Origin of the sequence: Nocardia sp. GP40 (genome assembly GCF_050434125.1) — a bacterium.
GTDB lineage: Bacteria > Actinomycetota > Actinomycetes > Mycobacteriales > Mycobacteriaceae > Nocardia > Nocardia albiluteola.
Window position 1 is genome coordinate 355,396 of sequence record NZ_JBNPVW010000001.1, and the last position, 25,475, is coordinate 380,870.

Sequence of the window (25,475 nt, forward strand, 5' to 3'; positions counted from 1 at the left end):
TATCTCTGGTGTTTAGCGGCCGGTTAGGGTGAAGCGGATGTAGCTGAGTTGGGACAGGTTCCTGCGATGGATGGTCGCCGCCGCGATCCGCTGATCGAGTGCGGCGAGTTCGGCCGGGGCGTGTTGCAAGGCCAGGAGGCGCTTGGCGAATTCCTGCCGCTTGTGCGCGGCGAACGCCGTAGCGTTGGCGGCCTCGGACGCCAGCTGGGTCGACTGCGCCTCGTACTGCAGTTTGGCCCGATCCCTTTTCGGTCCGACTTCGGTTTCCGTCGTTTGCTGCCGCAGAGCCAGCCTGCTCATTTCACGCTCATGGTCGGATCGTATGGCGTAGGCGTTGGACGGCTCGGCACGCGTGAATCGCGCCTGGATTCGGGCGGTGTGTGTGGCGCGCCAGTTATCCAATGCGGTGGCTTTTACCTCGCCGATGCCTTTGACATAGACCGATCCCAGGGCGGTGTGGAGGTAGGCGGTCACCGAGTTGTACGCACCGCCGGGTGCGCTGAGGCTGATGCCGGTAAAGTCGGCTGCTGTTCGAATGCCCTGTGCGGCGAGTTCATTAGTCAGGCGAGGACCGATGCCGGGGATATCGGCCGCTGAAATCGGGAACCGCGTCAGCTGTTGCCGGACAAACGTGGTCCTCTCGACGGCGAGGGCCTGGTCCAGTCGGATTCGCAATGTGACGTGGAGGTCGTTTCGCTCTCGGTCAATGGCGATGAGCGTGCGTTGTTTTTCCTGTTCGATAGCCGCGAGGTCCGCGTTGTACTTGTCCTGCCAGTACTTTCGCTGAGCGGGTAGCTGCTGTAATCGCTGGTTCTCGAGCTGATCCAACTGTGCTTGTTCACTGTGCACGACCGCCGCGGCCGTGGCAACGTCGGCAATGTCCGCCCGCCGTTGCCGGAGTTCCCCGAGATGTCGCCGCAGCTCGGCGGTTTCGGGTCTGGCGTGCCGTACCGCCCGCACGAGGAGCACGGCCATCAGTGGCGGGATCACGGCCAGCGGGGGAGTGAGGACGAGTAGGGCGGGCAGGGCGACGGCGATCAACAGCACCAGCAGGATCACGGCCATGACGTCCCGGGCCCCGCGTCCGGCGAATCGCGGCAGCGGCGCGGTCGTGGACAGAGGTCGGTGGGCTGGGGAGAGCGTTGCCGACACATGCCCTGTCATCCAGCCCGGCAGCCCCTGGGCGGTGGTGATCGCGGCTGTCGCGAGCGGGGCGGCAACCACGCCGGTCATTGCGGTCGCCAGGGTGGGCAGGGCGGCCAGCGGCTGTGCGGTGAGCGATCGCAGCCGCTCCGCCAGCTGCCGGACCTCTCGATTCGTATGCGTGAGCAAGGCCGGAAAGCGGTGTGAGAAGTCAGGATTCGTGAAATCGTCCTCGGCGAGCAAAAGATACTCGCCCTGCGGTTCGTGCAACTGCCGCCACAGGCATGGATCGATCGCGATGGCTTTGAGTGCCCCGTAGATGACCCAGGCAGAGAAGCGATCCAGGTCGGTGCCGAAGTCGTTGTTTCCGCGATGCGGCGACTGATAGTTCCGATGCCCGCGCTCGGTTCCGCCCAATCCGCCCAACGCGGGCACGTACATTCCGTCGTAGTCCAACAGTCGGAGCGTGCAGTCCCCGGTGACCAGGAGATTGCCGTGCTGTAGATCACCGTGCGCGATGCTGTGCGCTTCGAGATCGGACATCAGACCCGCGAATCGTTCGGCGAGCCGATCGACACCCGGCCGATCGTCGTGATGAAGGTCCAGCCATGCCGACAGGGTCAGGCCCTGCGCCCACTCCATTTTCAGGATGGGATATCTGGTCCCGCCGACCAGGACGGCGTCGGGTAGGTACTCGAAACCGATTTTCCACGGTTGGGAGAGGCTGGCGGCCGAGAGTGTGGCCAGTTGATCGCTGATCGCGCTGTATCGCGCTTGCTGGTCCGGGATGTAGCGGGTGAAGCACTTGATGGCATACCGGGTTCCGCTGGCCTGGTGGGTCACCGGGAAGACACTGGCGAAGGCGCCGGAGATCGGGCGGGGCTGACGTAGTTTGGTGAGCTCGGGGACCGAGCTCTTCAGCTCGGCGTCGGTGAAGCAGATACCCGGATGTTGAAGGGCTTCCTGATAGGCGCCGGCGGTCGGAAATTCCCGGGGTGTGGTCGTGACCATCGGCGTCACCGGCCCTCGAAATCGATTCGAATCAGCGCGACATCGTCGTTTCGTACCTCTTGCCGGTCTCGGCGGGTGTCCAGCCAATCGGAGAATCGGCTCGAGTCGTGCGGACCGCCGAACTCCAGCAGTTCGTGTAGCGCGGCGGTGGGATCGGAGGCCGCCAGGAACCAGGCCGCCAATGCGTCGGACATGAGCAGTAGCCGGTCACCGGGAACACATACGCCCTCGGTGATCTCGGTGCGCTCCCACAGCAGTGCGGTGTCGTGGTTGCGGCTGCCGAAGAGGTTGGGATTCGTCCCGAACTCCTCGGCGTTTTGCACCGGAAACGCGCTGAGTGGCAGTTCATCACGGATATGGAATACGCAGGTGTCGCCCAAAGCGGCTGCCTGCCACCGCCATTCGGCGACGCGTTCCGGCGTGACCAGCACACAGAGCATGGTCGCAAACGTGCTACCCACCAGTTTCGATTGCTCGTACCACGCCAGCGGGCGGCCTGCCGCGGCCCGATTGGACGAGTACTCGGCCAGCCATGGATCCCAGCGGGCCACCACTTCGGCGGCGAAGTCCTCGAATGCCGCGCCAGTTCCGAAGAACTTCGGATCGGACAGGGCTCTCGTGGCCGACGTGGCGGCGAGCAGCGCGGCCCAATCCTTGGACAGCATGCTCTCGGTCGCTCCGTCGCACACACTCGCGGCGATCGGGCCCGAGGCCAGTTCGTCGAAGGGTGCCTGTGGCAGTACGCACACCGCGTCCTCGCACTCCGCCGCGGTTGAGCCGCGCTTGGGCACGACCAGATGGGTGACGTACAGGCCCGGTGTCATCACCGAAGTTCGGTCGCGCGGGTCCCGATGTCCAGGAATTGAACGACCGAGGTGATGTCCGCGTTGTAGACGAATCCTCTTGTGGTTTCACCGATCTGGTGCCCTTGCGCCGCGGCGTATGACCGCATGTGGCTGGGCAGCACGCTCGACATCGCGAACAGTGTTTGCGCGTAGGTGTCGGGCAGACCGACATCGGAGCCGGGGAAGGTCACCGGCGAGCGACCCGTTGCGGAGACGTGCAGGTTGAACAGCAGGACCGCACCGTCGGCGGTTGCCTGCGAGGTGATGGCGGCGGCGGCTTCGGTGGGGGCGCCGTCGGTCGATTCACCATCGGTGAGATTGATGACGATGGGTGGGAAGCCGCCGGGGTGTTGCGCGATCCAGCCTCGCACCAGGGTTTCCGCGTAACGGAGCGCGCGATTCATGGGTGTGCCGCCGCCGATGACGGGGTCCATCCATACCGGGAACTGCACCGTGGACTCGACCAGTCCGCCCGCGCCGTCGGGGATCTTCTTCGACCGTTCCTCCACGCGCGCCGGGCTATCGGCAACCTCGCTGAGCGGCACCAGGTCACGGCCGGTGAGCGAACCGGAGAAGGCCGACCCGACGGTAGCGCCGTACCCGATTACCGCGACATGGAAGTAGTCCCGGACTCCTTCCTCCTTGGCGCATTTGACCGCTAGCTCCGTCAACAGCCGGTTGATCGCGTCGGCGACGACGTCGGCCTTCTTCTGCGGGACTTCGCCGCCGATCAGGTCGCCCATGGATGTCGACTGATCGACGAGGAAAATGAAGCAGGTTGGATTGGTGCGGCTGATCTCCGCCGTGTACGGCATGTGTACTCCCCATTGTGTGAACCCCGGACACGACAGGCGTGCGCCCGAAACCGCGTCTACCGTAATGAAATCGGATCGCCGGGATGGTGTCAATCGGAACGCTGTCGGCCCCTGTAGCCAATGAGTCGATCAATGACGTTGTGCGTGTATGACTTTCGCGGACCACAGCGCGATTGCCCCCGCGATCGCGAACTGCGGAACCAGGAGGAAGACGCCGTGGGCCGCCGCCGCTATCGCGGCGACATTGGTCAGAGTATCGGAGCAGGAACAGATTTCGTGTCACTAGTGTCGAGTTTCGTTGTATGACATTGCAAATGAGACTTCACATACCGGCCGGCCGGGTTGAGTTGTCAGAGGGCGCCGGCAGGCTCGCAGAATGCGTCCAGGCGCTCCCGGGGTCTGCGGTGCTCCTCGCCCTGCTATGAGGCGGCTCCGGTCGGGCGGCGTACCGGGTAGGCAGGAAACGCTGGCCCGCTCACCGGGTCCGGTTGTCGTGCGGCCCCCATGCCTCGAGTAGATCTGCGGGGGTGAAAACGGCATCGAGGTGTTCGGTTGTCGCTCCAGAGCGGGTGACTGCGATCAGTGGGATCGGGTCGTCGGTCACTCGGTGGCGGTGGCGCTGGAGTGCGGTCAGGTCGTGGTTGTCGAATGGTGAATTCTCCAGCCATTTGATGGATCCTAGGAACGCCAGCGCGTGCGCGACGGGCTCGCGATCCGCGCCGACGATGTCGATTTCGACGTCGTTGCTGCGGGTCCAGTAGCCGCCGATCGCGGGGACTGCCGGGATGTCATGCGCGGGTAGTAAGCGCGCCAACGATTCCCGGATCAGGGGTTCGACAGTGCGGCCTCGCCAGCTTGTCCAGCCGCGGTGAATTCGTTCGAGGGTGAGGTCGGGGCGCATGCGGTCCAGTTCGGCGAGGTGGGGGCCGAGGAAGGTGAGCCAGAAGCGCAGGTATGGGTCGGTGATGCGGTATCGGCGTTCCTTGGAGGGGGTGAGGCTGATCGGCAGTTCCGCAGCGACGATGCCTTTGTCCGTCAGCAGCTCGGTTGCGCGTGAGAGGGTGGAGTGAGCTATGCCGCCGGCGGCGCGGGCGATGTTGGTGAAGGTGCGCTCGCCGCTGCCGATTGCCGCCAAGACTTGTCGGGCCTGGGTTTGATCCGGGAATTCGGCGGCCAGGGACAGTTGTGCGGAAACGATCAGCGGGCTTACCGAATCCGCTAGTTCTCGGGACAGGAAGGCCCATACATCTTCGCCCAGACGCCACCGTGCTGTGACGATGGGCAGTCCGCCGGTGATCAGGGTGGCGTCGAAGGCCGCCGCCGGGTCGAGGCCGGTCATTGTTGCCACATCGGCGGGATTGAGTGGTCCGAGTCGCATCTCGGTTCCGCGTTGATGGAACGGCCGTCCGTACGAGGTCAGCGCGCTCATCATCGCGAGATCGGAGCCGATGAGGATGAGTAGCACCGGTTTGCGGGAGAGTTCGCGATCCCAGGTCCGTTGCAGCACGCTCTCGAACGCGCCGGCGGAGTCCATAAGGTAGGGCAGTTCGTCGAGCACCACGATACTCGGGCGATCGTCGGGCAAGATGCCCGCGAGCTGACGGAACGCCGCGGTCCAGTTGCCGGGCACGGCCTCGGCGAAGACATCGGTGTCAGGCAGCGTGGAGATGCGCACGGCGTCGACGAATTCAGTCAATGGATCGGTGCCGAAGCCGATCTCGTTGGTATGGAAGACGTTCGGCACTCGGCTCCGATGGACGAACTCCTCCACAAGTGCGGACTTGCCGATCCTGCGGCGGCCGCGCATGATCAGGCAGCGCCCGGGCCTCGCTGTTCCGATTTCCGCCTGCACCCCGGCCAAGGCCGCGGCGAGCGTGTTCAGTTCGCGCTGGCGCCCGATGAAGTCGACCAAATCATACCTCCTACGGCGAGGATACTCCCGCTGTAGATACTATCGCATGCGATAGTATCTCTGATGGAAGTGCAGCGAAGGTGCGCCTTTGATGAGCCGTGGTGTCTGTCGGTGCATTACGTTCATGCTGATCCGGGGTTTTTGCGCTGATTGGCGTTGAAGCGCGCCTTCTTCTGGCGGTTTCCGCATGTGTTCATGTCGCACCATCTGCGGGTGCGGCTTTGGCTGGTGTCGAAGAAGGCGGCTCGGCAGGTGGGGGATGCGCAGAGGGCCAGTTTTCCGTCTCGTTCGCCTGCGATGATGCTGATCGCGTCTGCGGCTATTACGCCCAGGGCGTCTTCTACGGATGTGGCCGGGTTGAGGCGCCATTGCCGGGTGCCCTCGGGGGTCAGGATGGCTGCGGCTCGGCCCTGGGCGCTACGGTCGTTGATTATTTGGACCGCGGCCGCGGGGAGGGCGTCTTGGATCGCGGCGGCTGTTGCGGCGGCGTGAATCGATTCCCGCAGTTCCCGGGCGAGTTCGAGCTGGGCAGGGGTGCAGGACTCCACGGCCAGGCCGCTCACTGTCAGCCAGTCGACGAGTCGTTGCGGCGTGGGGATGCGCTCGATGGGGATGCCGCGACGCTCCGACAGCGTGCCCGTGAAGCTGGTCGCCAGCACGTTGCCGAGACGGAATTCAGGGAACTGGGCAGGCATGGAACCACCTTAGCCGGTTGCGAGCCGATATTGAGACATGTTAGAACCGTCTTAGCCGGTTCTATGGTCACCAAGGAGGTCTCATGCGATGGTTCGTTACCGACGCTGCACCCGGCACTATCGCCACCACGGCAGCTCGCTTCGGCAGTGACATCTCATGAGCCGTCCAACCAGCGACGTGCAAGATTTCGAAGCCCACGCATCCGACGCCGACCTCGACGATCTTCGCGCGCGACTCGCTGCGGCGCGGCTGCCCGAAGCCGAGACGGTCCAGCGCGCCGCGCCCGGTCGCCGATGGGGACAGGGCGTGCCTCTCGCCGACCTCATCGATGTCGTGAACTACTGGCGCACCGGGTACAACTGGCGCTCGTTCGAAGCGCGCCTCAATCGGATCGGCCAGTTCCGCACCACCATCGACGGTCTGGGAATCCACTTCCTGCACCGCAGATCCCCGCGCGCAGATGCCAGTCCGCTGATCATGACGCACGGCTGGCCGGGCAGCATTGCCGAGTTCGTCGACGTCGTCGGCGAGCTGGCAGATCCGAAAGATGCTGACGCACCGGCATTTCACGTCGTGGCGCCGTCGCTACCGGGCTTCGGCTACAGCGATAAGCCCGTCACCACCGGGTGGGGAATCGAAAAGATCGCGGCCGCATGGGTGGAGCTGATGGAACGGCTCGGCTACGACAGATTCGTAGCCCAGGGCGGCGACTGGGGAGGGGTGATCACCACGGTCCTCGGCGGCAGGTTCCCGGAGCAGGTTCTGGGCATCCACACCACGACCGCGCAGGCTCCGCCCGGGCTGACCACGGACGGGCTGACGACGGTCGAGCGCAATTGGACCGAGGAAACTCGCGATTTCTGGCTCTACCGCGCGGCATACGCGAAGCAGCAGGCAACCCGTCCGCAGACGATCGGCTATTCGCTCGTCGACTCACCGGTCGGGCTGCTCGCCTGGATCCTCGACAAGTTCGCCGAGTGGACGGACACCGAAGACAGTCCGTTCGAAAGGATTTCGAGAGATCGCCTTCTCGACGACGTCACCCTCTATTGGCTGACGCGGTCCGGCGCATCGGCGGCCCGCATCTATTACGAAAGCCACCTCGCGCTCGACCCCGAGCTCCGGGTCGACATCCCGTCGGCTATCAGTGTGTATCCCCGCGACATCGAGAAGTGCCCGCGCCCCTGGGCGCAGGAGCGGTACCGGCAGATCGTGCGATGGACCCTGCCCGAAGCGGGAGGGCATTTCCCGTCGCTGGAGGTCCCCGAATATTTCGTCGGGGACGTGCGGGAAGGTCTCGCGGCGGTGCTGGCCGCCGGGTAATGGCTCGGCGCCGATATCGCTGTGCCGCTGTCGATCTCAGTCCGCTGCGGGCGGGACCCGGGTCCGGCCGTCGTCGGTGCGATAGCCCAGTGCGAAGCTCGGGCAGCGGTCGATGACCTCGGCCAGCGCGTCGGCGTTGCTGTTGTCGGGTCGGATCCAGGGGCGTTGTGCCGGATCGAACACCGCGGGGAGTCCGCGGACGCATTCGGTCGCGTGCCGGCAGCGCGCGGCCTCCCAGGTGACGGTGATCCCATCGGTTCGGTACTCCCGGATCGGGCCCGGTGACTGTTCGGTCATGACCGCTCCGGATGGTGCCGCAGGGATCCGCCGGCGGCCAACCGCATCAGGTCGCTGCCGAAATCGATATCGGCGGTGGACTTTTCGGCGCGGGTCGCATTGCCCGAGAACTGGTGCTGGTACCCGTCCCAGTTGCCCTCGGCGATGTCGCGCGGGGCGCCGCTGCGCAGCAGCGCGGCCAATTCGTTTGCCGCACGGCGGATTCGCTTGCCCAGGTCCGCCGAGCCCCAGTCCTCGGGCGCGGCGTACAACGACGTTGGTACCGGCACGCTGCGCAGGAATGCGAACAGTGGGCGCAGCTGGTCGTCGACCACCATCGCGTGCCGGGCGGATCCGCCGGTCGCGGCGAGAATCACCGGCTTGGCGATCAGCAGGTCGTTGTCGATCAGGTCCGCGAAAGACTTGAACAGTCCGCTGATTCCGGCCTTGTACACCGGTGTGCTCGCGACGATTGCGTCCGCGGCGGCGAGCTTGTCGATCGCGTCCTGGACGGCGCCGGTCGGAAAACCCGACACCAGGGAGCGGGCGATCTCGACGGCGATCGGGCCGAGCTCGATCACCGTGACGGTGGCGGGCATCCCGGCGACGCCCAGGGCGTCCACCGCTGCCTGTGCGATCCGGTCGGCGAGCAGTCTGGTCGAGGACGGGGAGCTCACGCCCGCGCTCACGACCGCGACGGTTGTGGTGTCGGTCATCGGGATTTCCTCTCGGAGTTGCGGTTCCGTGGGGGAGCGGCGGCCAGCAGCGCCAGGCTGAGGTCCCGGAGGCTGCGGAGCTGGTCGTCGTCGAGGCCCCTGGTCATTGCCGTGGAGACGTGCAGTGCGTGCGCCCGGCCGGCTCGTCGCTGTGCGGCGACTCCGTCCGGCGTCAGCCGGATGCGGTACGCGCGCGCATCGTCCGGGTCGTCGCCGCGCACGACCAGCCCGCGTGCTTCCAGGCGGGTCACCAGCCGGGAGATCCCGGCCTGGGTGAGCAGTACGTCGTCGCACAGCTCGGTCAGCCGCAGCCCGTCCGGCGCCGCCGAAAGTGCGTACAGCACACCGTATTCGCGCGGCAGCAGCTCGCCCCAGTCACCCTCGTGCTCGAACTCGAGCGCGAGGGTGGCCTGGGCCCGGAACAGGGCTTCCCACGCCTCGAGCGCGAGCCGGATGCCCCGGGACTCCTGCGGTCCGGAACTCATGCGATCACCGGGAAGCGAGCCTGCATGTCTGGATCGCTGTCCTGGTAGGGCGAGGTGCCGGACAGGTTGTCGCCGCGGTTCGGGTTCGGTCGCGGCTGGCGCGGCGCGCCGTCGCCGTACTTGGCGGTGACGAGCGACGCATGGGTCGGTGCGTCCGGAACACCGGGCGCCCGGCGCGAAGCCATCTCCTTGCGCAGCACCGGAACAACTTCGGTGCCGAGCAGCTCGACCTGCTCCAGCGCGAGCTCGACCGGAAGCGACAACCCGTCGAGGGCGAATAACTGGCGCTGATAATCGCCGAAGCCGTCCCGGAAGGTCAGCACCTTGTCGATGACCTGCTGGGGGCTGCCGACCGTGATCGGTGTGCGCGCCATCTGGTCCTCCAGCCGCGAGCCGCGGAATACCGGATAGTTCTCGAAGTACGGCTTGAACGTCCGCACCGCGTCCTGGGAGTTCTTGGCGATGAACGACATTCCGCCCAGCCCGACGATCGCCTGGTCGGCGGTGCCGTGCCCGTAATGCTCGAACCGCTGCCGGTAGAGGTCGACCAGGGGCTTGAAGTGGAAGTTCGGCGCCAGGATGTGGTTCGCGAAGAACCCGTTGCCGTAGTAGGCGGCCTGCTCCGCGATCTCCGGCGTGCGGATCGAGCCGTGCCAGACGAACGGCGGCACGTCGTCCAAAGGCCTTGGCGTGGAGGTGAACCCCTGCAACGGAGTGCGGAAGTTTCCCTCCCAGTCGACGACGTCCTCGCGCCAGAGCCGGTGCAGCAGGTTGTAGTTCTCGAGCGCCAGGGCCACACCCTGCCGGATGTCCTTGCCGAACCACGGATAGACCGGGACGGTGTTGCCGCGACCGACCATGAGGTCCAGCCGGCCGTCGGCGACGTGCTGGAGCATCGCGTAGTCCTCCGCGATCTTCACCGGGTCGTTGGTGGTCATCAGGGTGACGGCGGTGCTGAGTATCAGCTTGTCGGTCAGAGCGGCGATGTACCCGAGCAGCGTCGTCGGTGAGGAGGGCACGAACGGCGGGTTGTGGTGCTCGCCGAGCGCGAACACGTCCAGGCCTACCTCATCGGCGCGTCGCGCGACCCGGATGATGTTCCGGATCCGCTCCGCCTCGCTCTGCGTGTAGCCCGTCTCCGGCTCGGGGGCGATGTCACCGACGCTGAAGATTCCGAACTGCATGGCGTCTCCTTTCGAGCGCATCCGCAATATGCTTGACTGCGCAAGCAGTTCAACAACATGACTGCGCAAGTATTCCGGGCGGCGGAATCAGCTGACGGCTGCGCTGTGTGTGCGGTGGCTGGCCACGCTCGGGCCGGCCGGGATCCGGGACGTTAGTTCACGCAGGGCACCCCGCCGTCCGAATTGGCCTGCACCGCAGGGCCGCTGGGGCCGGGGGCCGACGGCTGGGTCGGTGCGGTGGGGCCGGAGCCGTCGCCGGGGGAGTTGGTTCCGCCGGCGGCGGAGGTGTTCGTGCCGTAGAAGGTGGACTGGATGATCTCGCGGATCTTGGCGGGATCGATTTCGTTGGCGCTCTCGCCGTTCAGGGTGAAGAAGTCCTCGATCGGCAGGGTCTGGAACACCATGTTGCCGCCGGTGAGGGAGCGCAGCTGCAGCGCCATGGAGAAGGCGTTCCAACGACTGTCGATGACGACGTCGCGCTTTGCCGCGTTCGTCATGTCCGACATCTTGAACGGGTCGAGGATCGTGCCGGCGCTGCGGATGTTGTGCGACGCCGACGCCAGGAATGCCTGCTGGCGGTGGGTGCGGTCGAGGTCGCCGTTGGGCAGGCCGTGCCGCTGCCGCACGAACGCCAGCGACTGGGCGCCGTTGAGGTTCTGCACGCCCGCGGGGAACACCGCACCGGAGTACGCGGAGTCGTTGACGGCGTTGTTCAGACAGACCTTGACCCCGCCCAGGGCGTTGGCCAGATCATAGAAGCCGGCCAGGCTGACCTCGGCGAAGTGGTCGATGGATACGCCGGTGAGATTGCGGACCGTCTCCAGCTCCAGCTTTCGTCCGGCCTCTCGGCCGATGGTCTCCAATTGGTGCTGGTCCGTCACACCCTGCTTGGCCGCGGTTTGTTCCGCGGCGGCCTTGGCGTTGCCATAGGCCTCCTTGATCTTGAGCATGCCGTAGCCGGGCACCTGCACCCCGTCGTCGCGGGGGATCGAGAACGCCTGCGCCTTGCCGCCGCCCGACGGGACGTGGATCAGGATGAGGGTGTTGGTGTTGTAGCCGCCCTCCTCGCCGTCACCGGCGTGGAGCTGGGACAGGATCGCCGGCGGCAGCGCCTGGCCGTTCTGGTCGTTGCGGGTGTCCAGGCCCATCAGCAGGATGTTCGTGCCGCTGGAGGAGGTGGGCGCGCCGTCCAGGGCGTGGGAGGAGGCCATGGTGCCGGACATGCTCGCGAACAGGTAGGTGTAGTACCCCACCAGAGCCAGCATCAGTACGACGAGCAGCACCAGCACCCGGCGGATGTTCCGCCACCAGCGTCGCGGCGACGGTCTGCGCGGCGCGGTCGGCGGGCGCTGCGGTCTGCGCGGCGGGGGGCCACCGGGGGTCATCGGCCGCCGGGCCCTCGGGTCCTGCGGGGGCCGCGAGCCGTACCCCGGCGGCGGCTCGGGCGGCCGGCGCGGCGGTTGATTGCCCGGATTCACGGGACGCCGCAACCGCATGTTCTCCGGTGGCGGGTAGCCCTGCCCGGCCGGCGGATGCTGCGGCCCGCGCGGCGGTTGGTTGCCGGGGTTCACCGGCCGTTGCGGGCCCTGCCCACCCCGTCCCGACCAGTCGCCGCTCATAAAAAATCCTCCAGTTACGCGGGGCCATGTGCTCGGCGTACGGTATCGAGGCGTTTCCGAGCGATGATGCGAGGGTGGGCCGAGTTGCCGACGGCGATGCGCATGATCGGTGAGTTCGCATCGGGCCTCCACTCGCGAGAGACCTCGAACATACGCCCGAAAAGGGCCTCGATGGGGGCACCGCGATACATGGCCGGAGTGTAGTTTCGGCGGATGGACCTCGACTGGCTGCGCGCCAACCCCGGCAACCTGGGTATTTCCCTGCACCACCAGCGAATTCGGGAAACTCCGGTGCCGGGCGGCGATGTCTGTACCGCGGTGCGGCTAACCCTGGACGGGGGCAGCGAGCTGTTCGTCAAACGGCGGGCCGAGGTGCCCGCGGACGACTTCTTCGCGGCCGAGGCCGCCGGGCTGCGTTGGCTCACCGTGCCTGGCGGACCCCCGGTGCCCGAGGTGATCGCAGTCGACACCGGGGCGATCGCGCTGCAGTGGATCGACCACGGCGAACCCACGCCGGCGGGCGCCGAGGACTTCGGCCGACGCCTCGCCACGCTGCACCACGCTTCGTGCGAGAGGTTCGGGGCTCCCTGGCGCGGCTATATCGCTACCGAACCCCTCGACAACACACCGCCCGGTGCGGATGTCACCTGGCTCGAGTGGTACCGATCGCGGCGAATAGCGCCTTATCTGTGTGCGTCCAGGGATGCGGGTGCGCTCACCGCCGCGGATGTCACGGCAGTCGAGACGGCCCTCGCCGCGATCGACCCGCCGGCCGAGCCGCCCGCCCGGATTCACGGAGATCTGCACCCCGGAAACCTGCTGTGGGGTGTGGAGCGGGCCTGGCTGGTCGATCCCGCCGCACACGGCGGGCACCGGGAGACCGACCTTGCGACTCTCCAGCTGTTCGGCGGCACTCGGTATCTGGATCGAATTATCGCCGCCTACCAGGAGATATACCCGCTCGCGTCCGGCTGGGAGGATCGCATCGGGCTGCACCAGTTGCATCTGGCGCTGGTACACACCACACTCTTCGGCCCCGGCTTCGCGGGTCTGGTGCGCGCTGCGGCCGGTGGGCCGGGGCGGGGGTAGGCCGCCGGAGGCGTCAGGTTACCGGCCGACCCGCGAACTCGGCCAGGACGTGGGGCAACGGGATTCGGGCCGGCCGGTTCGGCCGACATGTCGGTGCCCGCTGCGAAACTCGGGGCATGAGATGGGCGGTGGCGCGGACGAGCGAGGGCGGCGCGCGGGTGTGCCCGCTCGATTCCGCCGGTCGTCCGGCGGGGCCGATGGAGTACGCGTCCTCGGTCGCCGAGGCGGTGCGTTCGCGGCCGGAGGCGGAGCGGTGGGTGTGGCGGTCGACCGCCGAGATCTATCGGCCGCTGCTGGCGGCCGGTGTACGGGTGGATCGCTGTTACGACGTGGAGGCGGCGGAGGCGCTGCTGATCGGGCACGAGCAGGGGCAGTCGGGGCAGGCGCGCTCGCTGGCGGCGGCCTGGGCGCGGATGCAGGGCCTGCCCGTCCCGCAGGATGCTCCCGCGCAGGCCGCGCAGACCGAGCCGACCCTGTTCGACTCGGGTCCGGTGCCGCTCCCGCCCGGCACGGACGAATTCACCGCGCTGCTGCGGGTATACGAGGGTCAGGTCGCCCGCACGGCCGCGGCCGAACATCCCGAGCGGATGCGGATGCTCCTGGCCTCCGAATCGGCGGGCATGCTGGTCGCCGCGGAAATGTCGCGGGCCGGGATTCCCTGGCGCGCCGACATTCATCGTGAATTGCTCGATTCGCTGCTGGGAGAGCGCATTTCGGGTGGGGAGCCGCGCCGGATGTCGGAGCTGGCCCAGGAGGTGTCGCGCGCCTTCGGGCCCGGCGTACGGGTACGGCCCGACCTGCCGGGCGACATCGTCAAGGCGTTCGGCCGCGCCGGAATCTCGTTGTCCTCCACCCGGAAATGGGAGCTGCAGGAGATAGATCATCCGGCGGTGGCCCCGCTGCTGGCCTACAAATCGCTGTACCGCCTGTACACCGCCCACGGCTGGTCGTGGATCGAGCAGTGGGTGCGCGGGGGCCGGTTCCGTCCCGAATACCTGCCGGGCGGTACGGTGTCCGGCCGATGGACCACCAATGGCGGTGGTGCACTGCAGATCCCGAAGGTGGTCCGGCAGGCGATCCGCGCGGACCCGGGCTGGCGGCTGGTGGTCGCGGACGCCGATCAGATGGAACCGCGGGTGCTGGCCGCGATCTCGCGGGATCCGGGGCTGATGGAGGTGGCCGGGCGCGGCGAGGATCTGTACGCGGACCTGGCGGCCCGCGCCTTCGGCGGCGATCGCGCGCAGGCGAAGATCGCGCTGCTGGGTGCGATCTACGGTCAGACGTCCGGGGATGCCCTCACCCACCTCGCCGAGCTGCGCCGCAGATATCCGGCGGCGGTGGCGTACGTCGACGATGCGGCGCGGGCGGGAGAGGAGGGCCGCCTCGTGCGCACATGGTTCGGCCGCACCTGCCCGCCCGCCGCATCCTTCGAGCCGGCCGACGACGGGGAGGGTTCCGGTGGATACGGCAGTACTCCCGCCGCGCGTGCGCGCGGCCGCTTCACCCGGAACTTCGTCGTCCAGGGCAGCGCCGCGGACTGGGCACTACTGGTCCTGGCCGGGCTGCGCCACGCAATGCACAGCGAGGGCCTGCGCGCCGAGCTGGTCTTCTTCCAGCACGACGAGGTGATCGTGCACTGCCCGCAGGAGGAGGCCGCCACGGTCGCTGACATGATCGCCGCCGCCGCCGACGCCGCGGGCACACTCGCCTTCGGCCCGACGCCCGTTCGGTTCCCGTGCACAACAGCGGTGGTGGAGTGCTACGGCGACGCGAAATGAACACTCGCCATCGCCGCGCTGGTTGTGCAGCTGCGTGAACAGCGCCCCCAGCGGTCCACCCCGGCGGGCGTGTCGTCGATCGAGACGATCGGCTTGTAGGCGGCGATTCCGGTGTGGTCGGAGAACGAGCAGCCGGGCTGTAACGCCCGCGTGCGAACCGCCCACTTCACTACGACACCGCTGCCTGCCCCCGGCGATGCCGCGGGAGATCTCGTGCCTGCGGCCCGAGCGGATTACCTGTGCAGCACACGCCCGTCCGATGAGAGGTCCCATGAAGCAACGGAATCCCGCCCGGCGGCCGCACATTCGGCCGCCCGCAGAGCGACGGAGGTGAATCATGGTGTTCGACAGTCGTATTCCGATCGGTGCCGGAGCCGGGCTGATCGGCGGCGGAATCACGGGCGCGGCCGCGATCGCGCAGGGCGCGGCCGGTTCGGCGCAGTGGTGGGGGCTGTGGCTGCTGCACGCGGTCGTCTTCGGCGTGATCGCGGCGCTGCTGCTGCGTGACCGCAAACCGCTTCCGGCCGTGGCCTTCTCGCTCGGACTGCTGCTGGGGCTGCTGGACTGGGTCGCTTGGAATTCGACGGCTGTGCCGTTGCTGTCGGGTCACGTGCCCACGTGGTCCATCGGCGCGGCGGTCGCGGGCTACGACGAGTTGGTGCGCACCGGCTTGCTGGGTGCCCTGGTAGGCGTGCTGTACTGCGGGCTCGCCGCGGCGTTCGGGACCGATCCCGAACCGGCGGCATCCCGTAAGCCGCATGTCGTGATCGTGGGCGGCGGGTTCGGTGGTGTCGCCGCGGCGCGGAGGCTGGACGCGCTGATCGCGCGTGGCCTCGACATCAACGTGACCGTGATCAGTGATTCGAACTCCCTGCTGTTCACGCCCCTGCTGGTCGGCGTGGCCGCCGGCGCGCTCGCCGATCGGCATGTCAGCGCCCCCGTGCGGGCGGCGCTTGCGCATGCGTCGTTCCTGCACGGGCGGGTGAACTCGATCGACACCGCCTCCCGTAACGCCTATGTCACCGTCGTCGGCGGTGGGCCGCAACGGGTTCCGTACGACCACCTGGTGCTCGCCGTCGGCGCCGTGCCGCACTATTTCGACCTGCCGGGCGTGGGCGACAACGCCTTCGCGCTGAAGTCGATCGAGGACGCCGACCGCCTGCGCAACCACGTCCTGGGGGTGCTGGAACGGGCCGACGCCGAACCCGATCCGGCCGAACAGGATCGCCTGCTGACGTTCGTCGTGGTGGGGGGCGGATTCGCCGGCACGGAACTGATCGCCGAGCTGTTCGATCTGATACACGATGTGCGGCACTACTATCCGCGGCTGCACGGCCTGTCGCCGCGCTGCGTGCTGGTGCACTCCGGCGATCGGCTGCTGCCCGAACTGCCCGGTGAGCTGGGCGATTACGCGCTGTCGATCCTGCGCGAACGCGGCATCGAGTTCAGGCTGGGCGCCCGGCTGGTCGGGGCGGACGCCCGGGGCGTCCGGCTGGGGACGGGCGAGGAACTGCCGACCGCGACGCTGGCGTGGACCGCCGGAAATCGGCCGAATCCGCTGGCCGGGGCACTCGGAGCCGCCACTGATCGCGGTGCACTGGTAGTCGACGCGACCATGCGTGTTCCGGCGTTGGACGGTGTGTGGGCGGTCGGCGACTGCGCCCGCATCCCGGATCCGGCGCAGACCGCCGGCTGGTATCCGCCCACGGCGCAGCACGCACTGCGGGAAGGGAAGACGGTGGCCGACAACATCGCCGCCGTGATCGGCGAGCGCGCGCCGCGGCCGTTCCGTTTCGGTGCGCTCGGTGTCCTGGTGTCGCTGGGCCATCAGCGTGCGGCCGGACTCGTACTGGGCCGCAGGGTTTCGGGATTCACCGGCTGGATCCTGTGGCGCGCTGTGTATTTGAGCAAACTGCCGGGTGGGGACAAGCGCTTGCGGGTGCTCGCCGACTGGCTACTGGATCTCGTCTTCCCGCGGGACATCGCGTTGATCCGGGATGCGGCGCCCGGTCCGGGCGCGCGCGTGCCCGCGGCAACGCCCGTCGCCGCCCCATCGTCCCGGAACAGGAACGGCCATGAGTGACATCGGTTTCAACCACCGCACCGCGACACATGCGCCACCGGTCCCCGCGGGCCGTGGCGACGACCGGACCGGGGATCTCACGTTCTGGATCGCCGCGTCGGCCGGGGCGCTCGGGGGACTCGCGGGTGGGCTGGTCTTCGGCGGGGTGATGCTGTCGATCGGATTCCTGCCGACCGTCGCCGCCATCGTGCGCACCGACTCGGCGATCGTCGGGTTCGTGGTGCACATGCTGTTCGCCGCCGTCATCGGCGCCGGCTTCGGCATTCTGGTCGCCCGTCAGGAGCGGCGAATCGGCGAACTGCTGTCGTGGGGGCTGGTGTATGGGGCGCTGTGGTGGCTGCTGGGGCCGCTCACGCTGCTGCCGTTGTTCCTGGGCCGGGCGGTGCGCTGGGATGTGGCGACGGCGCAGGGCCTACTGCCCAGCCTCGTCGGACACCTGCTGTACGGGGCGGTCACCGCAATGTGTTTCGCGCTGCTGACACGGCGGCGGCGCGCGGACACCGCGGACACCGTCGACCTGCGCACCGCCGCCATAGCGGTGCTGTCCGGAGCGGTCACCGGCACCCTGCTCGCCGCGGCGACCTCGATGGCGGCGGGCGGCTATTCGTCGTTGTTCGTCGGCGTGCTCGCGGGTGCGGGGTATCCGCTGTTGTTCGGCGTCCGCGGGGAGGGCACCGGGCCCGGCATGATCCGGGGCGTCGCGTACGGATTCATCTGGTGGATCGTCGCCGGGCTGACCCTGCCGTCGCTGCTGTCGGGCCACGGGCTGGACTGGTCGGTGCGCGCCGCCCGGCACGCCGTGCCGACGCTGCCCGGATATCTGTTGCTCGGCGTCGGCATCGCGGTGGTCTTCGGGTGGCTCATGGGACTGGTGCGGGCGGTGTCGTCGGACGCCCTCGCGGGGACGGGCGAGCGGTTGCGCGGCAACCGTGTGACGGGGGTGTTGCACGGCATCCTGGCCGGGCTGGTGGGCGGCGTCGTCTTCACCGGCGTGATGGTGGCGATCGGTTTCCTGCCGCGGGTGGCGGCGCTGCTCGGTTCCGGCTCCGCGGGGGTGGGAATCGTTGTGCACCTGATCATCTCGGTGATCATCGGGATCGGCTACGCGGTCTGGTTCCGGGGCCGCAGCTTCGATCCCGCCTCCGGGCTCGGCTGGGGCGTGAGCTACGGATTCCTGTGGTGGGTGCTGGGGTATCTCACCCTGCTGCCGCTGCTGCTGGGCCACGCGCCGGTGTGGAGCCCGGACTCGCTGGCCGCGGGATTCCCGTCGCTGGTCGGACATCTCGGATACGGGGCGGCGCTGGGACTGGTCTATCAGCGGCTCGAACAACGGGTCAGCCCTTGGTATCTCACCCGCAGCGAGGTCGCCGCCGAACGGGCCCGGGCACGGTATCGGCAGATCTTGGGCTCGGCTCCGGCGCTGTGGAGTCTCGTAGTACTCATCGCTGTGCTTATGCCCGTGCTCGTCGGGTGAGTGAACGGTCGGCCCGGAGGCGTGCGGGGGACCTCCGGGCCGAATCGCTGGTCGGTCAGCGGTATTCGGGGTTCTGGTAGTCGAACCTGCACCCCGCGTCCCAGGCCGAGCGCTGGTTGCCCTGGGCGGGAATCCCGTTGTTGTCCTTCAGCATCCGGGCCAGGTGCAGCAGGTTCCAGGTCATGAACGTGGTGTTGCGGTTGGTGAAGTCGTTGTCGGGACCGCCCGAACCCGGATCCAGGTAGGAGGGACCAGGTCCGGCCTCGCCGATCCAGCCGGCGTCGGCCTGCGGCGGGATGGTGTAGCCCAGGTGCTGCAGGCTGTAGAGCACGTTCATGGCGCAGTGCTTGATCCCGTCCTCGTTGCCGGTGATCAGGCACCCGCCGACCCGGCCGTAGTAGGCGTACTGGCCCGCGTCGTTCAGGATGCCCGAGTTTCCGTACAGCCGCTCGATGACGCGCTTGGTAACGGAACTGTTGTCGCCCAACCAAATCGGGCCGGCGAGCACCAGGATGTCGGCGGCCATGACGCGCTCCTGCAGGACCGGCCATTCGTCGCTCGCCCACCCGTGTTCGGTCATATCGGGCCACACGCCCGGCGCGATGTCGTGGTCCACGGCCCGGATGTGGTCGACCGCCACGCCGTGTGTGCGGAGAATCCCGGCACTGGCATCGATCAGGCCCTGGGTATTGCTGGGCTCCGGGGATCGCTTGAGGGTGCAGTTGATGAACAGCGCACGCAGGTCGTCGTATTGCGTCATGTCATTCGGTGGCGCCTGCGTGGGGTGGCGTTACAGCTCTCCGCCGACGGCCTACCTGCCCGGGTGAGGGACAGGCTGCCGACCAAATCGGTGGCCGGGCCCGCCCGCGGCCGATACTGTCGCTCCCATGGAGTGGAGCTTGCGGTCTGCCGAAGAGCTTGCGATCGCGCTGCGTGCGGGTGAGGTGACCTCGACCGAACTCACCGACGAGGCGATCGCCCGGATCGAGCGCGACGACAAGGCGATCAACGCGATCTGCGTGCCCGACTTCGATCGGGCGCGGGCCGCGGCGCGCGAGGCCGATGCGGCGCGGGCCCGCGGGGAGGACCGGCCGCTGCTGGGTATTCCGGTGACGGTCAAGGAGTCCTACAACATCGCCGGGCTGCCGACGACGTGGGGGCTGCCGCAGTTCGCGGACTATGTGCCCACCGAGGATGCGCTGTCGGTGGCGCGGCTGAAGGCCGCGGGCGCGGTGGTGCTCGGCAAGACCAATGTGCCGCCGATGCTGGGAGATCTGCAGAGCGCCAACGAGATCTACGGTGTCACCAACAATCCGTGGGACCCGACCCGGACGCCGGGCGGATCCTCCGGCGGTTCGGCGGCGGCCCTGGCGGCCGGATTCGGCGCGCTGTCCATCGGCTCCGATATCGGCGGTTCGCTGCGCAATCCGGCGCACTTCTGCGGTGTGTACGCCCACAAGCCGACGTTGGGACTCGTCGCGAATCGCGGTCATGTCCCGCCGCCCACGCCGGCGCTGCCGTTCGATCGCGACCTGGCGGTCGTCGGCCCGATGGCGCGCACTGCCCGCGATCTCGCGCTGCTGCTGGATGTGATGGCCGGAGCCGATCCGCTGACGCTGGGCGTCGCGTTCGATCTGGCCCTGCCGCCCGCGCGGCACGAGCGCCTCGGTGACTTCCGCGTCCTGGTCCTCGAGGATCATCCGCTCATACCGACCGGCTCGGCCGTGCGGGACGCGATCCACCGGGTCTCCGACGCGCTCACCGATGTGGGAGCCCGCGTCGAGTGGCACAGTCCGCTGCTGCCCGATCCGGTCGACGCCGCGGTGCTCTACATGGAGCTGCTGTTGTCGACCCTGGCCGCCGGTTTTCCCGAGGCCGCCTACGAGCAGATGCGGGTCCACGCAGCCACATTCGCCCCGGACGACCGCAGCCTCGACGCGGCGCGGATGCGCGGCGCGGTGTTCAGCCAGCGCGACTGGATCGCGGCGACCAGCCGCCGGGAACTGCACCGCCAGGGCTGGCGGGAACTGTTCGCGCAGTTCGATGTCGTGGTGGCCCCTATCACGCCGACGCCCGCCTTCCCGCACGACCCCAATCCCGACTTGGGGTCGCGCCGGATCGATATAGACGGTGTCGAGTACCCCTTCGGCGACCAGCTCGTCTGGGCCGGCACGGCGACCATGCCCGGCCTGCCCGCCACCGCCGTTCCGGCGGGCCGGTCCCCCGAGGGCCTGCCGGTCGGGGTGCAGCTCATCGGTCCGATGTTCGAGGACCGCACGCCCCTGCGGCTGGCCGAACTGCTCGAGGAGCGGATCGGCGGCTTCGTGGCGCCGGAATAGGAGGCGATGCCGCCCGCGATGTTCTGGCGCATCGCCGCGACGTGCTTTAGGCAGTAGCCGGAATATCCAGGCGCGCAACGCCGTTCACGGCGACCGGCGTACCGAACCAGCGGCCCAGTGCCGGTTCCAGTTCCTCCGGCGGGCCCGCCCAGCACACGTAGCCGTCGGGGCGGATGAGCATGGGTTCGACGTCCGACCCCCGACCCGCGCGATCGACCCGATCCGACCACGGATCGGCGATCGCACCGAACCGGTCGGCCGGGTCGAGCAGGACACCGCGGCCGGACCGCAGCAGCTCGTGCACACGGGCCGAGCCCAGCGGCGCGTCCGGTGCGGGCAGCCCGACGAGCGGATGGTTCTGCGCGCCGGGTATCGGGTAGCGAATTCCCATGCCGGACAACATGTCGTCGAGGTGGTACTGCACGTCTCGCAGCTGTGCCATCGAGGCGAACAGGTCCTTGGCGGCCGCCACGTCCGGGTCGCGGGTGCCCTCCCAGTCCATCAGCAGGCTCTGCGCCTGGACGTTCCGCAACACGGCGGCCGCCACCGGATGCCGTTCGGCGTGGTAGCTGTCCAGTAGATCCTTTGGTGCCCAGCCGGCGACGGCGGCGCCGAGCTTCCACCCGAGATTGAGCGCGTCCCCGATCCCGGTGTTCATGCCCTGCGCGCCGATCGGAAGGTGGATATGGGCGGCATCCCCGGCCAGGAACACCCGACCGTGCCGGTACTGCGCGGCCTGCCTCGCCGCATTGGTGATGCGGCGGGCGTAGCGTAGCTCGAGCAGGTGCACGCGGGACCCGAAGAGACGACTCAGGCCGTCCCGGATCTCCTGCTCGGTGACCGGAATCTCCCGGGGCAGTGAATGATTCGGCCCACCCAGCACCAGCCGCCGCAGCGGCCTGCCCTGCGCGTCGGTGCCCAGCGGGAACGTCGCGGACCAATGGCCGTCCTCGCCCCAGGTGTGCATCGCCGTCTCCGCGCCGCCCAGCCGCACGTCCGCGGCGACGACGGTCGCGGTGCCCGGCCGCCCCGGGAACTCGGCGCGCAGCAGCGACCGCACGGTGCTGTGGGCGCCGTCGGCGGCGGCGACGAAGCGGGCACGCACGCGCTCGCCGTTCGCGAACGTCGCGGCGGCGCCGTCCGCGTCCTGGGCGAGGTCGATCAGGTCGTAGTCGCGCGAGACCCGAATGCCCTGTGCGGCAAGGTGTTCCCCGAGGAATGCCTCGATCGCCACCTGCGGTATGGACCGCCACGGCCGGCGATGCCGCTCCCGGGTCAGGGGCAGCGGGATGCCCGCGAAGTGGGCGGTGCCGTCCGGGTAGTCGCCGGTGGCCAGCAGCGGTTCCAGCAGGCCACGCTGATCGAAGCTCTCCTGCGTGCGGGACTGCACGCCCCCCGCTTTGGACAATTCGCTCGGCCGCGACAGCTTGTCGACCAGCACGGTCCGCACGCCCGCGACCAGCAGCTCGTTGGCCAACGTCAGGCCGGTCGGGCCCGCGCCGACGATGAGCACATCGGTGTCCATGATTTCTCCCCATATCGTGTCGTTTCCCGATCGCCTCGATCGGGACAGGAGCTACACTCCGCCGGGCGGACCGCATGGGCCAGAATCCGCGACGATGGTGTCGATATTCGACATTGGGTACCGTCGATTCGGTGGAATCCGACTTCGACGAGCTCGACCGCCGGCTGCTGCACGCCCTGCAGCTCGACGGGCGGGCCCCGTTCAGCACCATCGCGGAGGTGCTCGGTGTGTCGGACCGGACGATCGCCCGCCGGTACGCCCGTCTGCGGTCTATGGGTGCGGTGCGGGTGTTCTGGGCGGTCGACCCGATCGCATTGGGTGCGATGTGGTGGTTCCTGCGGGTGCGTTGCGCGCCCGCCGCGGCGTTTCCGGTCGCCGAGGCGCTCGCCCGGCGATCGGACACCTCCTGGGTGAGCCTGTCGTCCGGCGGCACCGAGATCACGTGCGTGGTCCGGGCCGACAACGCGGCGGACAGCGAGGCGCTGCTGCTGGCGAAGCTTCCCCGCACCTCGCGGGTGGAGGGTGTCACCGCGCACTCGGTGCTGCATGCCTTCTACGGCGGTGCGGACAGCCTGATCGCCAAGTTCGGCGTGCTGACCGAGGCGGAGATCGCGCGACTGCGCCCGCCGCCGATGCGTTTGCGACCGGGACCGGTGCACCTCGACGACGGCGACCGGAAACTGCTCGCCGCCCTGGGCGCCGACGGACGGACCGAGCTCGAGCAGCTGGCCGCGGTGACCGGCTGGTCGCCGACGACGGTCCGGCGGCGGATGACCGAGCTGCGCGAGCGCGGGGTGCTGTACCAGGACATCGATGTCGACCTGCGTCTCTTCGGCACCGGCACCCGGACGCTGCTGTGGCTCTCGGTCGCCCCCGCGCACCTGGAGCGGGCCGGTGCGGCGCTGGCCCAGCACCCCGAGGTCGCGTTCGCCGCCGCCACGACCGGCCCGACCAACCTCTACGCCAGCGTCGTGTGCGCGAACCAGCGCGAGCTGTACCGATACCTGACCACCCGGGTGGCCGCGCTGCCCGCCATCACCCACATCGAGACCGCCCCGGTGATCAAGACCGTCAAGCAGGCTGCGAACCGGTTGTAGCGCCGGGTTATTCGGTCGCCTTCAGGAGTTCGGCGGTGGCGTCCCACAGCCTGCTCTCCCGCGCGCGGTCGACGGCGAACGGCCGCACGTCACGCTCCCTGTCGATGACCACGAACGCGCCGTCGCGCAGGTGCGACCAGCGGTCGTCCAGGGCGACGGAGGCCAGGGCCGGGCCGGAGGTCCGTGGCGCCGACACTCCGGGGATTCTCCCCACCCCTCGGGCGGCACGCTGCAGTGCAGGGCTCGCCGCGCGCCCCAGGCCGGTACCCGGCATGAAGCCCGGTTCGAAGACGATCACCGAAACACCCTGTGGCACATGCCGTTGGAGCTCGTGGGCGTAGTAGAGGATCGCCAGCTTGGAATTCGAGTAGGCGACGCCGCCGGTCCGCATCGAGGGGGACACTCCGGCCGCCGCGGGCCGTGCCAGCTCGATCGGGTCCCGCCACTCCGCGGCCGCAACACCCAGGATTCGGCGCGGGAGATTCTCGTAATAGGTGTTCGAGCCCAGCAGGACGATGCGCGCGGGGGCGGACAACGAGTCGACCAGATCGCCGATCAACTGCGCGTGGGCCAGGTGGTTCACCGCGAAGGTCAGCTCGTAGCCGTCCGCCGAGGCGGTGCGGGTATCCAGCACCGAGACCCCGGCGTTGGCCACCAGCCCGCGCAGCGGGCGAACGGTGTTCGCGCCGAGCAGATCTCGGACCTGCCCGGCCGCGGCCCGCACCTCGGCCAGCCGCCCGAGATCGCAGCCGACCGCGTGCGCGTCGGCACCCGCGGCCCGCGCCGCGTCGGCGACCTCGGCGAGGGCGGCGCCGGGCCGCCCGACGAGGATCAGGTCGGGGCGTTGCGCCGCGGGCCGATTGGCCATCGCCAGCGTCGCGGCACGCCCCAAACCGCCGGTCGGGCCGGTGATCAGAATGGTTCCCGGGTCGATGGTCGACATGATCCCTCTCCGTTTCGATGACGGGTGGTTGTGGTCATGCATCGAGCGTCCGGCGCGCCCCGGCGATCAGCCAGTCGTGCGTCTTTCCTGGGAAAGGCAGGGCCAGGATGGCCCCGTCGCAGTGTCGCATACTGGACCGATGGACATGCTGGAGCTCGGTAGCGCGCTGCGCGGCTGGCGCGACCGCATCGCTCCGGCGGCGGCCGGGGTCCCGGTCGGCGGTCGTCGGCGCGCCGCGGGGCTGCGCCGCGAGGAACTCGCTCAACTCGCCGGGATTTCCGTCGACTACCTGACCAGGCTCGAGCAGGGACGCGCGACCACGCCGTCGGAGCAGGTCGTGGAATCGCTCGCGCGTGCGCTGCGGCTCACCGGCCCCGAACGGGAGCACCTGTTCCGCCTGGCCGGACGCGTCCCGCCGGGACCGGGCGTGGTGCCCACCCGGATCACGCCCAGCGTGCAGCGCCTCCTGGATCGGTTCGCGTACACGCCGGTCGTCGTGTATGACGCCGCATGGAACCTGATCGTCGCCAACGCGCCGTACGACGCCCTGATGGGCCAGACCACGCACTGGACCGGGATCGAACGGAATGCCGTCTGGCGCAATCTCTTCGGGGCCGGCAACCGGACGGTGCGCACCCCGGCCGAGCAGGCGGAGTTCGTATCCGCGCTGGTGGCGGATCTGCGGATGACCGTCGCGAGATATCCGGACGATTCCCGGCTGCGCCGCCTCGTCGTCGAGCTGACCGCGGCCGGCCCGAAATTCACCGAGCTGTGGGAATCCGGCGCGGTCCCGCCTCCGCAACAGGAGCATTCGCTGCACAAGACCATCGCGCATCCCGACGTCGGGCCGATCACCCTGGACTGCGACGTTCTCATCGTTGCGGGCAGCGATCTGCGCATCATGGTCTACACGGCCGAACCGGGGAGCGAGGATGCGGACCGGCTCGCGATCGCGGCGGTACTCGGCACCCAAACCCTCACCGAATAGCAGAGATTCCTCGGCGGCCGTGGCCGGTGGGAGGCCGGGACGCGACCGGCGAAATTCTGTTCTCGCATATGCAAGATCGCTATTTCGGCACCGTGCGGGACGCCGGGGGAGGACGATGCTGAGGTATGTCCGCC

At 68.6% G+C, this 25,475-nt stretch carries 22 protein-coding genes; 8 read left to right on the plus strand and 14 right to left on the minus strand.

The window, feature by feature from the left end; all coding sequences use genetic code 11:
* Window positions 1-12 precede the first annotated feature (12 nt).
* The 5 genes from ABH933_RS01455 to ABH933_RS01475 all read right to left on the minus strand — a co-directional run bounded on the left by ABH933_RS01455 (window position 13) and on the right by ABH933_RS01475 (window position 6,421).
* Complete coding sequence (locus ABH933_RS01455) at window positions 13-2,154, minus strand: hypothetical protein (RefSeq protein ID WP_429414196.1); 2,142 nt, start codon at window positions 2,152-2,154, stop codon at window positions 13-15.
* Between the two features lie 5 nt (window positions 2,155-2,159).
* On the minus strand, window positions 2,160-2,978 hold the full coding sequence (locus ABH933_RS01460; RefSeq protein WP_429414199.1) for a hypothetical protein: 819 nt from the start codon (window positions 2,976-2,978) through the stop codon (window positions 2,160-2,162).
* Entirely contained in the window at window positions 2,978-3,814 is an 837-nt protein-coding gene (locus tag ABH933_RS01465; RefSeq protein ID WP_429414202.1) for a vWA domain-containing protein, read from the minus strand. The genes ABH933_RS01460 and ABH933_RS01465 overlap by 1 nt, the downstream gene beginning before the upstream one ends.
* Before the next feature lie 475 nt (window positions 3,815-4,289).
* Window positions 4,290-5,726, minus strand: coding sequence for an ATP-binding protein (locus tag ABH933_RS01470; protein WP_429414205.1), 1,437 nt, complete (start codon window positions 5,724-5,726; stop codon window positions 4,290-4,292).
* 122 nt (window positions 5,727-5,848) lie between these two features.
* Window positions 5,849-6,421 carry a CGNR zinc finger domain-containing protein gene (locus tag ABH933_RS01475; RefSeq protein WP_429414208.1) on the minus strand — a complete coding sequence of 191 codons (573 nt, stop codon included), beginning with the start codon at window positions 6,419-6,421 and terminating at the stop codon, window positions 5,849-5,851.
* Window positions 6,422-6,578: 157 nt separating this feature from the next.
* Here ABH933_RS01475 and ABH933_RS01480 point away from each other — a divergent pair, with 157 nt between their 5' ends.
* On the plus strand, window positions 6,579-7,745 hold the full coding sequence (locus ABH933_RS01480) for an epoxide hydrolase (protein ID WP_429414211.1): 1,167 nt from the start codon (window positions 6,579-6,581) through the stop codon (window positions 7,743-7,745).
* Between the two features lie 36 nt (window positions 7,746-7,781).
* Here ABH933_RS01480 and ABH933_RS01485 read toward each other — a convergent pair whose 3' ends face one another.
* From ABH933_RS01485 to ABH933_RS01505, 5 genes are all read right to left on the minus strand, one after another.
* Window positions 7,782-8,042 carry a (4Fe-4S)-binding protein gene (locus ABH933_RS01485; protein ID WP_429414213.1) on the minus strand — a complete coding sequence of 87 codons (261 nt, stop codon included), beginning with the start codon at window positions 8,040-8,042 and terminating at the stop codon, window positions 7,782-7,784.
* A complete protein-coding gene (locus ABH933_RS01490; RefSeq protein ID WP_429414216.1) occupies window positions 8,039-8,737 on the minus strand; it encodes a CE1759 family FMN reductase in 699 nt (232 codons plus the stop codon). Before ABH933_RS01490 ends, ABH933_RS01485 begins: the two co-directional genes overlap by 4 nt.
* Entirely contained in the window at window positions 8,734-9,222 is a 489-nt protein-coding gene (locus ABH933_RS01495; RefSeq protein WP_215918775.1) for a MarR family winged helix-turn-helix transcriptional regulator, read from the minus strand. The genes ABH933_RS01490 and ABH933_RS01495 overlap by 4 nt, the downstream gene beginning before the upstream one ends.
* Window positions 9,219-10,406 (minus strand): CE1758 family FMN-dependent luciferase-like monooxygenase, encoded by a 1,188-nt coding sequence (locus tag ABH933_RS01500; protein WP_429414220.1) that lies wholly within the window; start codon window positions 10,404-10,406, stop codon window positions 9,219-9,221. Before ABH933_RS01500 ends, ABH933_RS01495 begins: the two co-directional genes overlap by 4 nt.
* A 152-nt stretch (window positions 10,407-10,558) precedes the next feature.
* On the minus strand, window positions 10,559-12,025 hold the full coding sequence (locus ABH933_RS01505) for an LCP family protein (protein ID WP_429414223.1): 1,467 nt from the start codon (window positions 12,023-12,025) through the stop codon (window positions 10,559-10,561).
* Window positions 12,026-12,238: 213 nt separating this feature from the next.
* Between ABH933_RS01505 and ABH933_RS01510 the strand changes: the two genes are divergently transcribed.
* Both ABH933_RS01510 and ABH933_RS01515 read left to right on the plus strand, forming a co-directional pair.
* Window positions 12,239-13,114: a fructosamine kinase family protein gene (locus ABH933_RS01510; protein ID WP_429414225.1), complete on the plus strand. Its 876-nt coding sequence runs from the start codon at window positions 12,239-12,241 to the stop codon at window positions 13,112-13,114.
* 116 nt (window positions 13,115-13,230) lie between these two features.
* A complete protein-coding gene (locus ABH933_RS01515; RefSeq protein WP_429414228.1) occupies window positions 13,231-14,892 on the plus strand; it encodes a bifunctional 3'-5' exonuclease/DNA polymerase in 1,662 nt (553 codons plus the stop codon).
* Here ABH933_RS01515 and ABH933_RS01520 read toward each other — a convergent pair.
* Window positions 14,874-15,062: a hypothetical protein gene (locus ABH933_RS01520; protein ID WP_429414231.1), complete on the minus strand. Its 189-nt coding sequence runs from the start codon at window positions 15,060-15,062 to the stop codon at window positions 14,874-14,876. The genes ABH933_RS01515 and ABH933_RS01520 overlap by 19 nt on opposite strands.
* Window positions 15,063-15,229: 167 nt before the next feature.
* Here ABH933_RS01520 and ABH933_RS01525 point away from each other — a divergent pair, with 167 nt between their 5' ends.
* Both ABH933_RS01525 and ABH933_RS01530 read left to right on the plus strand, forming a co-directional pair.
* A complete protein-coding gene (locus ABH933_RS01525; RefSeq protein WP_429414234.1) occupies window positions 15,230-16,975 on the plus strand; it encodes an NAD(P)/FAD-dependent oxidoreductase in 1,746 nt (581 codons plus the stop codon).
* The gene (locus ABH933_RS01530) at window positions 16,968-18,449 is read left to right on the plus strand and encodes a hypothetical protein (RefSeq protein ID WP_429414237.1); all 1,482 of its coding nucleotides are present in this window, start codon (window positions 16,968-16,970) and stop codon (window positions 18,447-18,449) included. The genes ABH933_RS01525 and ABH933_RS01530 overlap by 8 nt, the downstream gene beginning before the upstream one ends.
* A gap of 55 nt (window positions 18,450-18,504) precedes the next feature.
* On the opposite strand, the gene ABH933_RS01535 is transcribed toward ABH933_RS01530, so the two are convergent.
* Window positions 18,505-19,209, minus strand: coding sequence for a flavodoxin family protein (locus ABH933_RS01535; protein WP_429414239.1), 705 nt, complete (start codon window positions 19,207-19,209; stop codon window positions 18,505-18,507).
* Window positions 19,210-19,336: 127 nt separating this feature from the next.
* Here ABH933_RS01535 and ABH933_RS01540 point away from each other — a divergent pair, with 127 nt between their 5' ends.
* Entirely contained in the window at window positions 19,337-20,788 is a 1,452-nt protein-coding gene (locus ABH933_RS01540) for an amidase (RefSeq protein WP_429414242.1), read from the plus strand.
* Between the two features lie 46 nt (window positions 20,789-20,834).
* Here ABH933_RS01540 and ABH933_RS01545 read toward each other — a convergent pair whose 3' ends face one another.
* Window positions 20,835-22,313, minus strand: coding sequence for an FAD-dependent monooxygenase (locus tag ABH933_RS01545; protein WP_429414245.1), 1,479 nt, complete (start codon window positions 22,311-22,313; stop codon window positions 20,835-20,837).
* A 131-nt stretch (window positions 22,314-22,444) separates the two neighbouring features.
* On the opposite strand from ABH933_RS01545, the gene ABH933_RS01550 reads away from it, so the two are divergent.
* The gene (locus tag ABH933_RS01550; protein WP_429414247.1) at window positions 22,445-23,410 is read left to right on the plus strand and encodes an Lrp/AsnC family transcriptional regulator; all 966 of its coding nucleotides are present in this window, start codon (window positions 22,445-22,447) and stop codon (window positions 23,408-23,410) included.
* Between the two features lie 7 nt (window positions 23,411-23,417).
* Here the strand turns inward: ABH933_RS01550 and ABH933_RS01555 are convergent, their stop codons facing one another.
* Window positions 23,418-24,353, minus strand: coding sequence for an SDR family NAD(P)-dependent oxidoreductase (locus tag ABH933_RS01555; protein ID WP_429414249.1), 936 nt, complete (start codon window positions 24,351-24,353; stop codon window positions 23,418-23,420).
* A 139-nt stretch (window positions 24,354-24,492) separates the two neighbouring features.
* Between ABH933_RS01555 and ABH933_RS01560 the strand changes: the two genes are divergently transcribed.
* A complete protein-coding gene (locus ABH933_RS01560; RefSeq protein ID WP_429414252.1) occupies window positions 24,493-25,341 on the plus strand; it encodes a helix-turn-helix transcriptional regulator in 849 nt (282 codons plus the stop codon).
* Window positions 25,342-25,475 lie beyond the last annotated feature (134 nt).

Excerpts from the sequence above, each read along its gene's own strand:
- ABH933_RS01455 (WP_429414196.1), bottom strand. The coding sequence starts at position 2,154 with ATGGTCACGACCACACCCCGGGAATTTCCGACCGCCGGCGCCTATCAG.
- ABH933_RS01460 (WP_429414199.1), bottom strand. The coding sequence starts at position 2,978 with ATGACACCGGGCCTGTACGTCACCCATCTGGTCGTGCCCAAGCGCGGC.
- ABH933_RS01465 (WP_429414202.1), bottom strand. The coding sequence starts at position 3,814 with ATGCCGTACACGGCGGAGATCAGCCGCACCAATCCAACCTGCTTCATT.
- ABH933_RS01475 (WP_429414208.1), bottom strand. The coding sequence starts at position 6,421 with ATGCCTGCCCAGTTCCCTGAATTCCGTCTCGGCAACGTGCTGGCGACC.
- ABH933_RS01480 (WP_429414211.1), top strand. The coding sequence starts at position 6,579 with ATGAGCCGTCCAACCAGCGACGTGCAAGATTTCGAAGCCCACGCATCC.
- ABH933_RS01485 (WP_429414213.1), bottom strand. The coding sequence starts at position 8,042 with ATGACCGAACAGTCACCGGGCCCGATCCGGGAGTACCGAACCGATGGG.
- ABH933_RS01490 (WP_429414216.1), bottom strand. The coding sequence starts at position 8,737 with ATGACCGACACCACAACCGTCGCGGTCGTGAGCGCGGGCGTGAGCTCC.
- ABH933_RS01495 (WP_215918775.1), bottom strand. The coding sequence starts at position 9,222 with ATGAGTTCCGGACCGCAGGAGTCCCGGGGCATCCGGCTCGCGCTCGAG.
- ABH933_RS01500 (WP_429414220.1), bottom strand. The coding sequence starts at position 10,406 with ATGCAGTTCGGAATCTTCAGCGTCGGTGACATCGCCCCCGAGCCGGAG.
- ABH933_RS01505 (WP_429414223.1), bottom strand. The coding sequence starts at position 12,025 with ATGAGCGGCGACTGGTCGGGACGGGGTGGGCAGGGCCCGCAACGGCCG.
- ABH933_RS01510 (WP_429414225.1), top strand. The coding sequence starts at position 12,239 with ATGGACCTCGACTGGCTGCGCGCCAACCCCGGCAACCTGGGTATTTCC.
- ABH933_RS01515 (WP_429414228.1), top strand. The coding sequence starts at position 13,231 with ATGAGATGGGCGGTGGCGCGGACGAGCGAGGGCGGCGCGCGGGTGTGC.
- ABH933_RS01525 (WP_429414234.1), top strand. The coding sequence starts at position 15,230 with ATGGTGTTCGACAGTCGTATTCCGATCGGTGCCGGAGCCGGGCTGATC.
- ABH933_RS01530 (WP_429414237.1), top strand. The coding sequence starts at position 16,968 with ATGAGTGACATCGGTTTCAACCACCGCACCGCGACACATGCGCCACCG.
- ABH933_RS01535 (WP_429414239.1), bottom strand. The coding sequence starts at position 19,209 with ATGACGCAATACGACGACCTGCGTGCGCTGTTCATCAACTGCACCCTC.
- ABH933_RS01540 (WP_429414242.1), top strand. The coding sequence starts at position 19,337 with ATGGAGTGGAGCTTGCGGTCTGCCGAAGAGCTTGCGATCGCGCTGCGT.
- ABH933_RS01545 (WP_429414245.1), bottom strand. The coding sequence starts at position 22,313 with ATGGACACCGATGTGCTCATCGTCGGCGCGGGCCCGACCGGCCTGACG.
- ABH933_RS01555 (WP_429414249.1), bottom strand. The coding sequence starts at position 24,353 with ATGTCGACCATCGACCCGGGAACCATTCTGATCACCGGCCCGACCGGC.
- ABH933_RS01560 (WP_429414252.1), top strand. The coding sequence starts at position 24,493 with ATGGACATGCTGGAGCTCGGTAGCGCGCTGCGCGGCTGGCGCGACCGC.